15 protein-coding genes are annotated in these 14903 nt (G+C 69.0%); 11 read left to right on the top strand and 4 right to left on the bottom strand.

Going from position 1 to position 14903, the window contains the following annotated elements:
* Positions 1 to 98 precede the first annotated feature (98 nt).
* Positions 99 to 983 (top strand): RNA polymerase sigma-70 factor, encoded by an 885-nt coding sequence (locus tag OG876_RS16185; protein WP_328525687.1) that lies wholly within the window; start codon positions 99 to 101, stop codon positions 981 to 983.
* On the opposite strand, the gene OG876_RS16190 is transcribed toward OG876_RS16185, so the two are convergent.
* Positions 967 to 1944: a 2-hydroxyacid dehydrogenase gene (locus tag OG876_RS16190; RefSeq protein ID WP_328525688.1), complete on the bottom strand. Its 978-nt coding sequence runs from the start codon at positions 1942 to 1944 to the stop codon at positions 967 to 969. The two genes, OG876_RS16185 and OG876_RS16190, sit on opposite strands and share 17 nt — an antisense overlap.
* Before the next feature lie 90 nt (positions 1945 to 2034).
* On the opposite strand from OG876_RS16190, the gene OG876_RS16195 reads away from it, so the two are divergent.
* Positions 2035 to 3117 (top strand): magnesium and cobalt transport protein CorA, encoded by a 1083-nt coding sequence (locus OG876_RS16195; RefSeq protein ID WP_328525689.1) that lies wholly within the window; start codon positions 2035 to 2037, stop codon positions 3115 to 3117.
* Here OG876_RS16195 and OG876_RS16200 read toward each other — a convergent pair.
* Positions 3055 to 4374, bottom strand: coding sequence for a Gfo/Idh/MocA family protein (locus OG876_RS16200; RefSeq protein ID WP_328525690.1), 1320 nt, complete (start codon positions 4372 to 4374; stop codon positions 3055 to 3057). The genes OG876_RS16195 and OG876_RS16200 overlap by 63 nt on opposite strands.
* 78 nt (positions 4375 to 4452) lie before the next feature.
* On the opposite strand from OG876_RS16200, the gene OG876_RS16205 reads away from it, so the two are divergent.
* Positions 4453 to 5421, top strand: coding sequence for a LacI family DNA-binding transcriptional regulator (locus tag OG876_RS16205; protein WP_328525691.1), 969 nt, complete (start codon positions 4453 to 4455; stop codon positions 5419 to 5421).
* On the opposite strand, the gene OG876_RS16210 is transcribed toward OG876_RS16205, so the two are convergent.
* On the bottom strand, positions 5418 to 5906 hold the full coding sequence (locus tag OG876_RS16210) for an Lrp/AsnC family transcriptional regulator (RefSeq protein WP_328525692.1): 489 nt from the start codon (positions 5904 to 5906) through the stop codon (positions 5418 to 5420). The genes OG876_RS16205 and OG876_RS16210 overlap by 4 nt on opposite strands.
* Positions 5907 to 6024: 118 nt before the next feature.
* On the opposite strand from OG876_RS16210, the gene OG876_RS16215 reads away from it, so the two are divergent.
* The 4 genes from OG876_RS16215 to OG876_RS16230 are packed head-to-tail and all read left to right on the top strand — an operon-like array spanning position 6025 to position 9821.
* Positions 6025 to 7113, top strand: coding sequence for a thiamine pyrophosphate-dependent dehydrogenase E1 component subunit alpha (locus OG876_RS16215; protein ID WP_328525693.1), 1089 nt, complete (start codon positions 6025 to 6027; stop codon positions 7111 to 7113).
* Positions 7114 to 7117: 4 nt separating this feature from the next.
* Positions 7118 to 8104 carry an alpha-ketoacid dehydrogenase subunit beta gene (locus OG876_RS16220; RefSeq protein ID WP_328525694.1) on the top strand — a complete coding sequence of 329 codons (987 nt, stop codon included), beginning with the start codon at positions 7118 to 7120 and terminating at the stop codon, positions 8102 to 8104.
* The gene (locus OG876_RS16225) at positions 8101 to 9411 is read left to right on the top strand and encodes a dihydrolipoamide acetyltransferase family protein (protein WP_328525695.1); all 1311 of its coding nucleotides are present in this window, start codon (positions 8101 to 8103) and stop codon (positions 9409 to 9411) included. Before OG876_RS16220 ends, OG876_RS16225 begins: the two co-directional genes overlap by 4 nt.
* A 32-nt stretch (positions 9412 to 9443) precedes the next feature.
* On the top strand, positions 9444 to 9821 hold the full coding sequence (locus OG876_RS16230; RefSeq protein WP_328525696.1) for a hypothetical protein: 378 nt from the start codon (positions 9444 to 9446) through the stop codon (positions 9819 to 9821).
* Here OG876_RS16230 and OG876_RS16235 read toward each other — a convergent pair.
* Positions 9818 to 10525: a TetR/AcrR family transcriptional regulator C-terminal domain-containing protein gene (locus OG876_RS16235; RefSeq protein WP_328525697.1), complete on the bottom strand. Its 708-nt coding sequence runs from the start codon at positions 10523 to 10525 to the stop codon at positions 9818 to 9820. The genes OG876_RS16230 and OG876_RS16235 overlap by 4 nt on opposite strands.
* A gap of 239 nt (positions 10526 to 10764) precedes the next feature.
* Here OG876_RS16235 and OG876_RS16240 point away from each other — a divergent pair, with 239 nt between their 5' ends.
* The 4 genes from OG876_RS16240 (at position 10765) to OG876_RS16255 (ending at position 14874) form a co-directional block, all read left to right on the top strand.
* Positions 10765 to 11718: a hypothetical protein gene (locus tag OG876_RS16240; RefSeq protein WP_328525698.1), complete on the top strand. Its 954-nt coding sequence runs from the start codon at positions 10765 to 10767 to the stop codon at positions 11716 to 11718.
* Between the two features lies 1 nt (position 11719).
* Positions 11720 to 12433 (top strand): class F sortase, encoded by a 714-nt coding sequence (locus OG876_RS16245; RefSeq protein WP_328525699.1) that lies wholly within the window; start codon positions 11720 to 11722, stop codon positions 12431 to 12433.
* Positions 12434 to 12615: 182 nt separating this feature from the next.
* Positions 12616 to 13746: a hypothetical protein gene (locus tag OG876_RS16250; protein ID WP_328525700.1), complete on the top strand. Its 1131-nt coding sequence runs from the start codon at positions 12616 to 12618 to the stop codon at positions 13744 to 13746.
* Positions 13747 to 13758: 12 nt separating this feature from the next.
* Entirely contained in the window at positions 13759 to 14874 is a 1116-nt protein-coding gene (locus tag OG876_RS16255; protein WP_328525701.1) for a dienelactone hydrolase family protein, read from the top strand.
* The last annotated feature ends 29 nt before the right edge of the window (positions 14875 to 14903 follow it).

Here is a 14903-nt window from a genome sequence, read left to right on the forward strand (position 1 = left end):
CTGCTGTGACGTGACGAGCGCCATACCGATCGAGCTGTCACAGAATCCCGGCGGCCGGCATCTGGTGGGTGACACCCGACGGCGCGAAGGAGCCAGCCATGACCGGTACGGACCGAGCCACCGAGGCGTTCGTTGCGCATCGCAACCTGCTGTTCACGGTCGCCTACGAGCTGCTCGGCTCGGCCGCGGACGCGGAGGACGTCCTGCAGGAGACGTGGTTGCGCTGGGTCGGCGTCGACCTCGACACCATCCAGGATCAGCGCGCGTACCTGGTCCGGATCGCGAGCCGCCAGGCGCTGATGCGGCTACGGACGCTCGGCCGCCGCAAGGAGTCGTACGTCGGTCCGTGGCTGCCCGAACCCCTGCTCACCGCGCCGGACGTGGCCGAGGACGTCGAGCTCGCCGACAGCGTCTCGATGGCGATGCTGCTCGTCCTGGAGACCCTCAAGCCGACCGAGCGGGCCGTGTTCGTGCTCCGGGAGGTGTTCGACCTGGAGTACGACGAGATCGCGGAAGCCGTCGACAAGAAGCCGGACGCGGTCCGGCAGATCGCCCACCGGGCCCGCGCCCACGTCGCCGCCCGGCGGCCCCGCGGGATCGTCTCCGCCGACGAGACCCGGGACGCGCTCGAGGCGTTCCAGCGCGCCATCAACACCGGCGACCTGCAAGGCCTGGTCGACATCCTCGCGCCGGACGTCGTCTTCCTCGGCGACGGCGGTGGCGTCGTCCAGGCCCTGCCCAAGCCGATCGTGGGCGCCGACAAGGTCGCCGGCCTGCTGGCGCTCGGGCTGCGCCGGCTGGGTCAGGCGTCGGTGGAGCTGACCCAGATCAACGGGCAACCGGCCCTGATCCTCCGCTTCGACGGAGAGATCGACACCGTGACAGCCATCCGGCTCGAGGACGGCCTGATCACCGGCCTCTACGCCGTACGCAACCCCGAGAAGCTCTCACGCCTGGAGCGGGAGATCACTCTGAGCCGCTGAGCCGCCGGACCAGCTCCGCCGACTCGGGGACCGGGGTCAGCGGAGTGCCGTGGGCCAGCCAGTTGCGGAGATTGTCGACGACCAGGTTGCCCATCGCGGTACGGGTGGGCATGGTGGCCGAGCCGACGTGGGGGAGCAGGACGGCGTTCGGGAGGGTCAGGAGGTCGGGGTGGACTTTAGGCTCGTGCTCGAAGACATCCAGGCCGGCGGACAGGATCGTGTTGGTGCGCAGGGCGTCGACGAGCGCCTGCTCGTCGACGACCGAGCCACGGGAGACGTTGATCAGGATGCCGTCCGGGCCGAGCGCCTCCAGGACCTCGGCGTCGACGAGGTGCCGGGTGCTGTCGCCGCCGGGGATCACGATCATCAGGACGTCGACGTCACGGGCCATCTCGACCAGCGACGGGTAGTACCGGTAGCCGACGTCCTTGCGGCGGCGGTTGTGGTAGGCAACGGAGATGCCGAACGGCGTGGCCCGGTCCGCGATCGCCTGGCCGATCCGGCCGAGGCCGAGGATGCCCATCCGGCGGCCGTGCATGGTTGCCCGGGTCAACGGGTAGGGACCGTCCTGCCACTTGCCCTCCCGCAGGTACCGCTCGGCCTGGGGCAGCTCACGCACGGTCATCAGCAGCAGCCCGAGGGCGGTGTCGGCGACCTCGTCGTCGAGCACGCCCGGGGTGTTGGTCACCACGACGCCGCGCTCGGCCGCGGCGTTCGCGTCGATCCGGTCGTAGCCGACGCCGAAGCTGGCCACGATCCGCACCGCGGGCAGCCGGTCGAGGAACGGGCCGTCGACCCGGCCGCCGCCGGTGGCGACGGCAACGATCTCGTCCCGGCGGGCCGCGAGCACGGCGTCCGGGTCGCTCTCCTCCCAGAGCCTGATCAACTCACAGTGGCCCTCCAGACCCTGCGCGACCGCCGGATGCATCGGTCCTGGCATCAGTACCACTGGTAGTCCCACGGGTTCTCCTCACCGATGTTCACCGCCACTTTCCCGCTCAACCCTATTTCCTGTCGCCGGTCGGTACGACGATCAGGGGAGGAGGTCATCATGATCATCGACTGCGCTTACTACCGGGACGGTCGCCGCCAGCACGTCGAGGCGATGTCGGTCGAGGACGCCGCCGCCAGTTGCAAGGCCGGCGGATTCGTCTGGCTGGGCATGTTCGAACCCACGGACGACGAGCTGACCCAGGTCAGAGAGAATTTCGGCCTGCACGAGCTGGCCGTCGAGGATGCGCAGACGTTCCATCTCCGGCCCAAGGTCGAGCCGTACGAGGGCGACATCAGCCTGGCCATCCTGCGCACCGCGCGGTACGACGACGAGCGCGAGGAGGTCGACTTCGGCGAGGTGAGCGTGTTCGTCGGGCCGGCGTTCGTGATCACCGTCCGCCAGGGCGTGGCCAGTGACCTGCACGGCGCCCGGATCCGGCTCGAGCAGCGCCCCGAGCTGCTGGAGACCGGGACGAGCGCGGTGCTCTGGGCGATCCTCGACCAGGTGGTCGACGGTTACGGCCCGGTCGTCGCCGAGCTGGAACGCGACATCGAGCAGGTCGAGCAGACCGTGTTCGCCGGCTCGGTCGCGCCGACGGAGCGGATCTACTTCCTCCGCCGCGAGGTGACCGACTTCTACCGGGCCGTCCACCCGCTGCTCGCCGTACTCGCGACCATCGAACGCGGCGCGCGGGACACCCAGCTGCTGCCGTACTTCCGCGACGTGCACGACCACCTGGTGCTGGTGAACGAGGAGGTCGCCGCCCAGCGCGACCTCCTCGCCACCGTGCTGGAGGCGAACATGGCGGTGATCGGCGTCGAGCAGACCAAGGTCAGCGTCCGGCAGAACGCGACGATCGAGCAGCTGACCATCCTGGCCACGATCTTCCTGCCGTTGACCTTCGTCACCGGGTTCTTCGGCCAGAACTTCGGCTGGCTGGTCGAGCGCATCGGCGCCGAATGGGACTTCCTCGTCCTCGGCGTCGGCGGCCTCCTACTGCCCTGCCTGGCCCTGGCCATCTGGTTCCGCCGCCAACGAACCGCCCGCCACTCAACCAAGGCGTCGGCGTTCGCGGCTTCAGGCGTTGGACCAGCCGCCCAGGTTCAGGTCGGCGATCGCGATCGGCTGGCCGGTGGCTAGCGACTGGTTGGCGGCGATGCCGACCGCGACCGCGCGGACGCCGTCGTGGACGTCGGCGGCGCGACCGAGCGGGTCGTTGCCGGGACCCTGGAACAGGTCGGCGTAGATCAGGCGGTCACCGCCGCCGTGACCGCCGACGCCGCGGGGGATCTCGACCTCGACCGCGGGGGCCCAGTGCTTCTGCAGGACCAGCCGCTCGCCGTCGGACCGTACGTCGCCGGCGACCACGCGCTCGGACGGGTAGCTCGGGTCGATCTGGTCGTCGATCACCGCGGCCCGCTCGACGACCTCCAGCTCCGCGCGTCCCTCCGTGCCGTTGATCGAGACGCGGTACCCCTCCCAGGGGGAATGGGCGTTGAGCGAGTAGCTCAGCCGGGCGCCGTTCGCGTACTCCGCGATCACGGACATGTTGTCCTCGATCGTGATCCCCGGACCGAACACGTCCTGGTCGCGACGGTAGCCGTCGTACTTCTCACTCTCCCAGTACAGCTGCCGGTTGACCTCGTCGGTCCGCAGATCCAGCAACCACGGATCGTTGCCCGAGTCATCGATCGTGCCGCGCTCGGGTCGTTGCCCAAGGCCACGAGCGGCCGCGTTGCCGTCGCCGTAGAAGAACAGGCCGCCGGACGCGAACACCCGGGCCGGCGTCGAGGCGATCCACCAGTTCACCAGGTCGAAGTGGTGGGACGCCTTGTGCACCATCAGACCACCGGAGTTCTTCTTCTCGCGGTGCCAGCGGCGGAAGTAGTCCGCGCCGTGCCGGGTGTCGAGCACCCACTGGAACTCGACGCTGGTGACGGTGCCGATCTCGCCGTCCGCGATCAGCTGCCGCAGCGCGCTGTTCCGCGGCGAGTAGCGGTAGTTGAAGGTCACCACCACGGACTTGCCGGACTCAGTCATCGCGTCGACGATCTGCCGGGTGCCGTCGGCATCGATCGTCAGCGGCTTCTCCACGATCACGTCCGCGCCGGCGCGCAGCAGCCGCGAGACGACCGCGGCGTGCGTGTAGTCGGGACTCGTCACGACCACACGGTCGACGGACTGCTCCTTGACCATCCGCTCCAGGTCGTCGGCGCCGTACTGCGGGAGCTCCGGTCCGCCGAGTTCCTGGACGTACCGGTCGTGATACGCGAGGCGGCCCGGGTTCGGGTCGAGGAGAGCGACCAGTTGGGCCTCCTGCGGGTGATCCTCGAGGATCGCGCGGACGTACGCCCGCGCTCGTGAACCGGTCCCGGCGACTGCATAGCGTCTGGGCACGACGAACTCCCTCTACTCGTGTAGAACACGCACGCTAGCAATCGCTTTCCAGGCGGTCAAGGGTCGTACTATCGGCACATGCCGAAGGCCACCCCAGTCACCCGGAACGACGTGGCGCAGTACGCCGGGGTCAGCACGGCGGTGGTCAGCTACGTGGTGAACGAGGGCCCGCGACCGGTCGCGCCGGAGACCCGGGACCGGGTGCTGGAGGCGATCCGCGTGCTCGGCTACCGGCCGAACGCGACCGCCCGCGCGCTCCGGCTGGGCACCACCCGGACCTTCGGGCTGATCACTCCCGACGGCGGGAACCCGCTGTTCGCCGAGCTCGCCAAGGCGATCGACAAGGAGGCCGCGGCCCGCGGGTACGTCGTCCTGCAGACCGGAGCCGACGGCGACCCGGCCACCGAACAGTCGAAGATCGCCGAACTCCTGATCCGCCGAGTCAGCGGTCTCCTCCTGGTCGCGCCCACCGAGGATCCCGACCTGAGCGAGACCGACATCCCGGTGATCGCGATCAACCGCGTGTTGTCCACGGTGAGCTCGGTCCGACCGCAGTACCGCGAGGGAGCGCGTCGCGGCGTGGAGCACCTGCTGGAGCACGGCCACCGGCGCGTCGGTCTGGTGATCGGTGGTGGCCGATCGGGGGAACGCGAGTTGGGCTGGCGGGACGCGCTCCGGGCGGCCGGGCTCGAGGACGGACCGATCGCCCGCACCACCTTCAGCCGGCAGGGCGGGTATGACGCCGGCCATGAGTTGCTCGCGGCAACTAATCGGCCGACGGCCGTCTTCGCCAGCTCCGACCTGCAGGCCGTCGGCGTCCTCCGCGCGATCCACGAGGCCGGCCTGCGAATCCCCGACGACATCGCGGTCCTCGCCTTCGACGGCACAGCCGAAACGGAATACAGCTGGCCCCCGCTCAGCGTCGTACGCCAACCGCTGGAGCAGATGGCCCGCGAAGCAGTCAGCCGCCTGATCGACGGCCAGGACGCGGTCGAAGCGGTGACCTACCCCACCGACCTGATCCTCCGCAGATCCTGCGGCTGCTAGAGCGTCCCGAGGTCTTCGAAGATCAGGGCGGTGCGGGTGGCTAGGACCTCGGGGATGGCTTGGAGCTTCTCGAGGACTACGCGGCGGAGGCCTTCGTTGTCGGTGGCGCGGACCAGCAGGATCGCGTCGAAGTCGCCGCCGACCAGGGCCATGTGCTTGATCTCGGGGATTGCCTGGAGCTGCTCCCGGAGGGACCGCCAGGAGCTCTGGCGGAGACTGAGGGTGACGTACGCCGATGTCGCGAGGCCGAGCTTGAGTGGGTCGACTGTGACGGTGAAACCGGTGATCACCCCGGTCGTGGTGAGCCGCTCGACGCGGGCGTACGCGTTGGCGCGGGAGATGTGCACCTGGTCGGCCAGGGCCCGGATCGAGAGCCGTCCGTCCCGTCCGAGCGCCTCGACGATCTGCCGGTCGACCTCGTCCAGCGCGGGGGCGACGACTATTTGTCCAGGACCGGCCCGGTGGACCATCACCTCATCGGACATCGTGCCTCCTCATCCGGAGTGGATCGCGCCAAACGTCTCGTGATTCTTCCAGGTCTGGATCCGATTGGCCAGAAGGACGACGATGAAGCCACCGTCCGTCTCCTGCGCAGGAGTGTTCATGACCACCGTCGAGGAGCGTTTGCTTCCGTCTGCGAAACCCGTCCGGTTGATCGACCAGGACGGCATGCCGCACGCCAATCCGTCGTACCCGCTGCCCACCAAGGACGCGCTGGTCGACGGTTACGTTCAGTTGATCAAGGGGCGCCGGATCAACGACCAGGCCAGTGCGCTGGTCCGGCAAGGGCGGCTCGCCGTCTACCCGTCGTCGCACGGTCAGGAGGCCTGCCAGGTCGCGGCCACGATGGTGCTGCGCGAGGGCGACTGGCTGTTCCCGACGTACCGCGACACCGTCTCGATCGTGAGTCGCGGCGTCGACCCGATCGAGACGCTGACGCTGCTCCGCGGCGACTGGCACTCCGGGTACGACCCGTACGCGCGCAATGTCGCGCCGCAGTCCACGCCGCTCGCGACTCAGCTCACCCACGCGGTCGGTGTCGCGCACGCGGCGCGGCTGAAGGGTGAGGACACCGTGGTGATGGCGCTCTGTGGCGACGGCGGGACCAGCGAGGGCGACTTCCACGAGGCGCTGAACTTCGCCGCCGTCTTCCACGCGCCGGTCGTCTTCTTCATCCAGAACAACGAGTACGCGATCTCGGTACCGCTCGCCAAGCAGAGCGTCGCGCCGTCGCTGGCTCACAAGGGCATCGGGTACGGCGTCCCCGGCGAGCGGGCCGATGGCAACGATCTGGCCGGGCTGCTCGCTGTACTCGGACAGGCCGTGGAGAAGGCGCGGGCGGGGGAAGGACCGCAGCTCGTCGAGGCACACACCTACCGTGTGCAGGCGCATACGAACGCCGATGACGCGACCCGCTACCGCGAGGACGCCGAGGTCACGCCGTGGCTGGACCGCGATCCGATCAAGCGGCTCGAGACTTACCTCGCGGCGCAAGGGCTGCTCGATGATGCGGTCCGGGAGCGGGCGGAGGGTGCGGCGGCTGAGGTCGCGGACCAGCTTCGCGACGGGCTGATGCCGGAGCCTGAGGTGGACCCGGCAGACCTGTTCGCGCATCTCTACACCGAGCAGACGCAGCAGCTGCGGGAGCAGGCCGCGTTCCTGCGCGACGAGCTGGCGCGAGAGGAGGTCTGAGGTCATGACGCACATGAAGATCTCCATGGCCCAGGCGCTCAACCAGGCGCTGCGGGACGCGATGAAGGCCGACGACACCGTGCTGATGTTCGGTGAGGACGTCGGTGCGCTCGGCGGTGTCTTCCGGATCACCGACGGGCTGACCGCGGAGTTCGGCGAGGATCGTTGCTTCGACACCCCGTTGGCCGAGTCCGGGATCGTCGGGATGGCGGTCGGGCTGGCGATGAACGGGATGCGGCCGGTGGTCGAGATGCAGTTCGACGCGTTCGGGTACCCGGCGTTCGAGCAGATCGTCTCGCACGTCGCCAAGATGCGGAACCGGACCCGCGGCCGGATCACGCTGCCGATGGTCATCCGGATGCCGTACGCCGGCGGGATCGGCGGCGTCGAGCACCACTGCGACTCGTCCGAGAGCTACTACGCGCATACGCCCGGCCTGACTGTGGTCGCGCCGGCCACGGTCGCGGATGCGTACACGTTGTTGCGCAAGGCAATCGAGTTCCCCGACCCGGTCGTGTTCATGGAGCCGAAGAAGCTCTACTGGGCCAAGGAAGAGGTCGATCTGACCGAGGACCAGCCGGGCATCGGGACCGCCGTCGTACGGCGGGAGGGCGCCGACGCGACGTTGATCGCGTACGGGCCGACGGTGCCGGTCGCGCTGGAGGCGGCCGAGGTCGCGGCGGCCGAGGGACGGCAGCTGAGCGTGGTGGATCTGCGGTCGATCGTCCCGTTCGACGACGAGACGGTCTGCGCGGCGGTACGTCGTACCGGCCGGGCGGTCGTGGTCGCCGAAGCGAGCGGGTTCGCGAGCGTGTCGTCGGAGATCGTTGCCCGGGTCACCGAACGGTGCTTCCACTCGCTGGCCGCGCCGATCCGGCGGGTGACCGGGTTCGACATCCCGTATCCGCCGCCGAAGCTGGAGAAGTACCAGCTGCCCGGCGTGGACCGGATCCTCGACGCGGTCGACGACCTGCAGTGGGAGGACTCGTGAAGACGTTCCTCCTCCCGGACCTCGGCGAAGGCCTCACCGAGGCCGAGATCGTCCGCTGGCTGGTAAAGGTCGGCGACGTGATCACCGTCGACACCCCCATCGCCGAGGTCGAGACCGCCAAGTCCATAGTCGAGCTCCCCTCGCCCTACGCCGGCACCGTCGAAGAACTCCACGGCGACCCGGGCACGACAGTCCCGGTCGGCAAACCCCTCATCACCATCGCCGAGGTGAGCCGGACGGCCGAGCCCAGCGCGGGCGAGGCCTACCGTCGGGAGGAACGTGCCGGCTCGGGCAACGTACTGATCGGCTACGGCACCGGAGCCGGGTCCGCATCGGGCCGTCGGCGCAAGCCCCGCCCGTCGGCGACGGTTCCCGGAACATCACTGCCATCGAGCGTTCCGGAAAGCAACGGAGACGCGCGGCGGGTGCCGTTGGTCATCTCGCCGTTGGTACGTCGGCTCGCGCGGGATGCCGGCGTGGATCTGAAGGGCCTGACCGGGTCGGGTGAGGGCGGTCTCATCGTGCGGCGGGACGTGGAGTTGGCGATCGCTCGGCGGCTGGGGATCGAGGAGGTGCCGCCGGTGACCGTAGCGCAGAGCTCCCGGACCGGCTTGGCGGAGTTGCGGCGGGAGCCCATGAGTGCGTTCCGGAAGGCTGTGGTGGCTACGTTGAGTCGCAGCCGGGCGGAGATTCCGGAGGCGACCACCTGGGTGGACGTGGATGCGACCGCGCTGGTCGAGCTGCGCGAGTCGTTGCGCTCGGCAACCGATGGCGGTCCGGGCTTGCTGGCCTTGATGGGGCGGTTCGTGGTGGCGGGGCTGCTGAAGTATCCGGAGTTGAACGGGTACGTCGACACCGAGCGGGAAGAGCTGGTGCAGTACGACGGCGTCAACCTCGGCCTGGCCGCGCAGACCGACCGTGGTCTCGTCGTACCAGCGGTGGCCAACGCGCACCGATTGACGACGCGGGCTCTGGACGAGGAGATCCGGCGGCTGACCGAGTCCGCGCGCGCCGGCCGGCTCACGCCGTACGAACTCGCCTGTGGGACGTTCACGCTGAACAACTACGGCAGCTTCGGCGTCGATGGCAGCGCGGCGATCATCAACCACCCGCAGGTCGCGATCCTCGGCGTCGGCCGGATCATCGACCGGCCGTGGGTGGTCAACGGTGAACTCGCGATTCGTAAACTCACCCAGCTGTCCCTCGTCTTCGACCATCGGGTGTGCGACGGCGGCACGGCGGCCGCCTTCCTCCGCTTCGTCGCGGACGCCTTCGAGAATCCGGCCTCGGCTTTCGCGGACCTCTAAGAGTTGTCCGCGATTGCCGCTACGGTGGCGGCATGGCCAAAGCTCCGGCCGACAAGGTTGCCCTGTTCGACGCGCTCGTCGAACTGTTCCCGGACGTCGAGCGCAAGGGCGCCGGGTTCCCGTACACCTCGGCCAACGGCAACATGTTCTCGATGCTGAACGAGAACGGCACGCTCGCGCTGCGCCTTCCCGCGGCCGAGCGTGACGCGTTCCTGACGAGGTACGACACGACGCTCAACGTCGCCCATGGCGTGGTGCAGAAGGAGTACGTGGTCGTCCCCGACGCGCTGCTGGCGAACACCGATGAGTTGCGCGAGCACTTCGCGGTGAGCGTCGCGTATGCCCGATCGCTCCGGCCGAAGCCCACGACCCGCAAGAAGCCCTCGACCGGCAAGAAGCCGGCGGGTTAGGAGAGCTGGCGCGGGCGGAGGCCGATCAGGATGACGCGGAGGCCCGAGCTGAAGCGGGCCTCGGGTCCGGCCAGGCTCTCGCGGTTCAGGTACGACGCGAGGCTGGCCGCGTCGACTCCGAGCGCACCGCCGGCCTCCCGTGCCCAGCGGAACTCGTCCATGCCGCTGCGCCGGACGACCGCGGCCCAGGCCGAGTCCGTGACCGCGGACCCGACCAGGTAGTGGAAGATCGCCGACACGGCCGAGTCCAGGTACGCGCCCTTGAACCCGGCCGACTTCAGGATCGCCTGCACCCGGTCGGTCAGCGCTTGGTAGTTCGGCCCGAGCCCGGCATGCGACGGAAGCAACTGCGACGCCCACGGGTGCATCCACAGCGCGTGGTACGCCGCCTCGACGACCACGGTCACCTGGTCACGCCAGTCGCCCGCGCCCTCCGGCACCAGTGCGTCCGCGAGTACTTCGTCAACGGCGAGCTCGAGCAGATCGTTCTTGTTCGCGACCCGCCAGTACAGGGCCGAGGTCGCGGCCGTCCCGAGCTCGGCGGCCATCACCCGCATCGAGAACGCGTCCAGACCTACTCGGTCCAGCACCTTGATCGCCGTACGCACGATGTCGCCCCGACTCAGCCGCGAGCGCGTCGGCTCCGGCTCGTCCCGCAACCACACCGACCCGAGCACCGTCTTCTGATCCGCCTCGCGCCTCACCCGCGAGAGCATAGCGAAACACTGTTCTTCGTTAAGAAACACTGATTCAGCGGAGTGTCGGGCCTGGTCGGCTTGCGTATGGCACCCCAGCGCCCCGAGAATGCCGTGGTCGAGCGTCGCGGGGGCAGGCTCGAGTACGTGAGGCGTGCTCGGTCATGGGGGCGGATGCGTCGGCGCAGGCCGGTCAATCCGATCGGCCTCGGACCATGGGGTGGGGAAGACTTGTGAACGACACATCGATGGACGCGCGCGTGCGCTCGAAGCGGTCCCGCGCGGTCCCGCTGCTCAGCAGCGTCGGCGCGCTGGCGCTCGCGCTCGGCGGCGTCACGCTTGCGCTGGCTCCGTCCGCGTCGGCGAGCGGCGACATCATCGACGGCAACCCGACGTGCGAGAACGTGATCCCGGGCTCGACCCAGATCAAGTTCGACCCGCCGACGCCGGGTTCGGACACCGCGGACGGCGTGACTGTGACGTGGACCGAGCGCATCCTGCAGGCGGACGACCCGGATCACCCCGGTGACCAGACCGGCGGTCAGGTGGTCGACTTCACCGCCACGGGCGGCGTTGTGCTCGCCGTACTGGTCAAGGGCGGTCCGGCGGCGAACTACTACAACTACCAGCCGGCCGGGAAGACCGAGGACACCAGCCTGCACCCGCCGGTGAACTCGAACAACGACAAGTACTACGGCATCAGCCATGTCACCTTCTGCGTCAAGAAGGTGACCCCCACGCCGACGCCGTCCGAGACCCCGTCGGAGACGCCGAGCGAGACGCCGTCGGAGACCCCGAGCGAGACGCCGTCGGAGACTCCTTCCGAGACGCCGTCGGAGACGCCAAGCGAAACGCCTTCCGAGACGCCGAGCGAGACGCCGTCGGAAACCCCCAGCGAGACGCCTTCGGAGACACCTTCCGAGACGCCGTCGGAGACCCCGAGCGAAACGCCTTCCGAGACGCCGAGCGAGACCCCGTCCGCGACCCCGAGTGACACGCCGTCTGCGTCGGCCTCGCCGTCGGAGACTCCGGTCGGGGTTCCGACCGACATTGATGCCGGTCAGTCGGGTGGGCTCAAGCTCACCTCGGCGATCACCGGGCACCAGAGTGCCTGGGGGCTCGCGCTGCTCATGGTCGGCGGCGTGCTCGTCCTGGCTGGTGTCCTGAAGTCACGGCGGATCCGCGGGCAGCACTCTGCCTGACATGTCCGCGCAGCGCCGCCGCCAGGGTCGCGCTCGGTCGTCATGGTTGACGATCGCGGCTCTGGCGGCCGGCGCCGCACTTCTGCTCGTTGGTGGATTCCTGCAGTTCACCGGCGGCAAAGCTGACGACGCGCGCCAACCGGTGACCGTCGGCCGGCCTTCCGCGTCCAGCCCCACGCCGGGTACGACGTCCGCCGTGCCTGGGAAGCCGTCGACGCAGATTGAGAGTCCTCGACAGAGCACGCCACCGCCGGAGGTCCGGAGTACCGGACGGCTCAAGCCTGCGGACCCGGTCAAGGTGTCTGTGCCCAGTCTCGGTGTCTCTGCCCGCGTGCTCGGGATCCGCGCCCGCGGTGGCACGTTGATACCGCCATCGAATCCACTGCTCGTCGGTTGGTGGTCCGACGGTGCTCGGCCCGGCGCGGCCAAAGGGTCGGCGGTTATCACGGGGCACACGGTGCATACCGGTGGTGGGGCCTTCGACGACCTGGATCGGCTGACCGCCGGGGACGCGGTCGCGGTGACCACCGGGCGGAGCACCATCAACTACGTGGTCGCGTCGGTGACCGTCTATCGCAAGAAGGCGCTGGCCAAGCAGGCTGCCCGTATCTTCGACCAGACCGTCCCAGGCCGGCTCGTTCTCGTCACCTGCGAGGACTGGGACGGTACGGCGTATCTCAGCAACGCCGTAGTCATCGCGACCCCCAAGAAGTAGGTGGCCGGTCCCCGTGGACCGGCCACCATGACTGAGAAGAGTCGTCCTGCCGCGGCGAGTGGTGCAAGCGCTTGACAGGGGCACATCGGTGACGGGTCATGGCTGTGTCATGCGACCAAAGTCATGACGCTGTGGACCTCGGTACGACGACCTGAGCGGGGTACCGGCGAAAACTCGACGCTATGACCGCGTCGCGTATCAACCGGGCCCAGTTCCTCCGCCGCGCGGCCGCCCTCGGCCTGTTCGCGACCACAACCGGCATCACCACGACTGCGACCGCAACCGCCGCCGTTCGACCCAAGCTCGAGCTCAAGGGGGTCGCCTACGACACCGGGACCGGGTTCGTCGGCGACGACAGCCGGATGCTGTGGCGGAACAGCATCATGCGCGGCGAGATCCAGGCGATCCGCCACCGGCTGCACGCGAACTGGGTCAGCATCTACGGCAGCGACGTACGCCGCCTCACCGACACTGCGACCGCCGCACTGGAACAGGGGCTGACGGTGTCGATCCAGCCGCGGTCGTTCGACGAACCGCAGGCCGACGAACTGGAGAAGCTGCGCAAGGTCGCGGTCGAGGCCGAGCGGTTGCGGCGCCGCTACGACCAGGAGGTGATCCTGGTGATCGGGTGCGAGTTCATGCTGTTCACGCCGGGCATCGTCCCTGGCGCGACGTTCTTCGAGCGGGTCGAGTACCTGACCAAGGGCGAGTTCGACATGGCCGAGCTGCAGCGGAAGTTCCGCGCCTTCACCGCCCGGATGGTGAAGGTTGCCCGCAGCAACTTCAAGGGCCGGATCACGTACGGCGCCGCGTCCGACCTGGAGCGGGTGGACTGGTCCCTGTTCGATCTCGTCGGATTGGACTACTACTCGTACCACACCGACCGCGCCGGTCACACCCAAGAGCTGGCGCCGTTCCGTCGCTGGGGCAAGCCGATCCTGATTCTGGAGTTCGGGTGCTGCACATTCACCGGCGCGGCCGAGCTGGGCGGCATGGGGTGGGACATCGTCGACTACACCGGCGATGTGCCGGTGATCCCGCCGCAGTACGTCCGCGACGAGCAGGAGCAGGCCGACCACCTCGTGAACATGCTCGGCGTCTTCACCGCCGAGGGGTTCCTCGGCGCGTCGCCGTACACCTTCATCTCACCCGACGCGCCGCACCGCCCGCACGACCGGCCCCATGACGAGGACATGGCCGCCTTCAGCCTCTGCAAGGTCCTGCGCGACCACGATGCGGATCCGGCCTCGCCGTACCGCTGGCAACCGAAGAAGTCCTTCCACGCTGTCAGTGCCTTCTATAGGCGCTCGTGACAGTCTTCGGGGATGTCTGAACACCTGGGTGTCTACAGCGACTGGATCGAGCATGCGAGCGCGCCGGCGGCCCGCGCGGCGAGCCTGCCGGCGAGCGATCAGGTCCGCGATGTCGTCCGGCGGATGGTCTCGACCGCCGGTGCCGCCGACGGTCCGTCAGATGTCGAGGTCGAGCGGCGCTGGACGGCCGGCGGGCTGATCGGTGAGGAGCTCTCGTACTCGGTCGGATTCGGCCCACGGACGCACGCCTACGTGCTGAAGCCGGCCGACGCCACCGGACCGCTTCCGGGCGTACTCGCGCTGCACGGCCACGACGGCTTCAAGTACTACGGCAAGGAGAAGATCGCCGACACCGATCAACCACCGTCCGCCGCGGTCAGGGCACTGCGAGACGGACTGTACGAGGGCCGGGCCTTCGCCAATGACCTGGCCGCGCAGGGGTACGTCGTCCTCGTGCCGGACGTCCTCGCCTGGGGGAGCCGCCGGTTCCCGCTGGAGGACATGCCGCCGCAGATCACGTCGGGTGTGGATCTCGAGGTGCCGGAGGACGGCGACGATCTGCGGGCAACCGCCGCGTACAACACCGCCGCAGGTCATCACGAACACCTCGTCGAGAAGTACTGCACCCTCCTCGGTACGACGTTCGCCGCGGTCGTCACCCGGGAGGACCGGATCGCGCTCGCCTACCTGCGCGGCCGCGACGACACCACCGACCGGACCGCGAGCATCGGCCTGTCCGGCGGTGGGTGCCGGTCCGCGTTGCTGCGGGCAACGAGCAGCGAGCTGACCGCCGCCGTGGTGGCCGGGATGATGGGCACGTACAACTCGCTGCTCGACCGGAACGTCGTCAGCCACACCTGGATGCTGATGCCGCGGATGTTGCCCGCCGAGGTCGACTGGCCGGATGTCGCGGCCTGTCAGGCGCCGGCCTCGCTGCTGGTGCAGTACAACCGGCAGGACGAGCTGTTTCCCCTGGATGGAGCCACCGCCGCACACGACCGGATCGCGGCGCATTATGAGGCGGCCGGCTCCGTGGCGTCGTACACCGGTCAGTTCTTCGAGGGCCCGCACAAGTTCGATCTCGCGATGCAGGACGCGGCGTTCAGTTGGTTGCGGGAGGCCTTGTGAGCGGTCTGGTGGCCGGTTCCTGACGCCAC

Origin of the sequence: Kribbella sp. NBC_00359, assembly GCF_036097425.1 — a bacterium.
Lineage (GTDB): Bacteria > Actinomycetota > Actinomycetes > Propionibacteriales > Kribbellaceae > Kribbella.

What these genes read in the sequence shown, in the direction of transcription:
- OG876_RS16240 (WP_328525698.1), top strand. Translation starts at nt 10,765, where the DNA reads ATGGACGCGCGCGTGCGCTCGAAGCGGTCCCGCGCGGTCCCGCTGCTC.
- OG876_RS16205 (WP_328525691.1), top strand. Translation starts at nt 4,453, where the DNA reads ATGCCGAAGGCCACCCCAGTCACCCGGAACGACGTGGCGCAGTACGCC.
- OG876_RS16245 (WP_328525699.1), top strand. Translation starts at nt 11,720, where the DNA reads ATGTCCGCGCAGCGCCGCCGCCAGGGTCGCGCTCGGTCGTCATGGTTG.
- OG876_RS16210 (WP_328525692.1), bottom strand. Translation starts at nt 5,906, where the DNA reads ATGTCCGATGAGGTGATGGTCCACCGGGCCGGTCCTGGACAAATAGTC.
- OG876_RS16255 (WP_328525701.1), top strand. Translation starts at nt 13,759, where the DNA reads ATGTCTGAACACCTGGGTGTCTACAGCGACTGGATCGAGCATGCGAGC.
- OG876_RS16230 (WP_328525696.1), top strand. Translation starts at nt 9,444, where the DNA reads ATGGCCAAAGCTCCGGCCGACAAGGTTGCCCTGTTCGACGCGCTCGTC.
- OG876_RS16185 (WP_328525687.1), top strand. Translation starts at nt 99, where the DNA reads ATGACCGGTACGGACCGAGCCACCGAGGCGTTCGTTGCGCATCGCAAC.
- OG876_RS16215 (WP_328525693.1), top strand. Translation starts at nt 6,025, where the DNA reads ATGACCACCGTCGAGGAGCGTTTGCTTCCGTCTGCGAAACCCGTCCGG.
- OG876_RS16250 (WP_328525700.1), top strand. Translation starts at nt 12,616, where the DNA reads ATGACCGCGTCGCGTATCAACCGGGCCCAGTTCCTCCGCCGCGCGGCC.
- OG876_RS16220 (WP_328525694.1), top strand. Translation starts at nt 7,118, where the DNA reads ATGACGCACATGAAGATCTCCATGGCCCAGGCGCTCAACCAGGCGCTG.
- OG876_RS16195 (WP_328525689.1), top strand. Translation starts at nt 2,035, where the DNA reads ATGATCATCGACTGCGCTTACTACCGGGACGGTCGCCGCCAGCACGTC.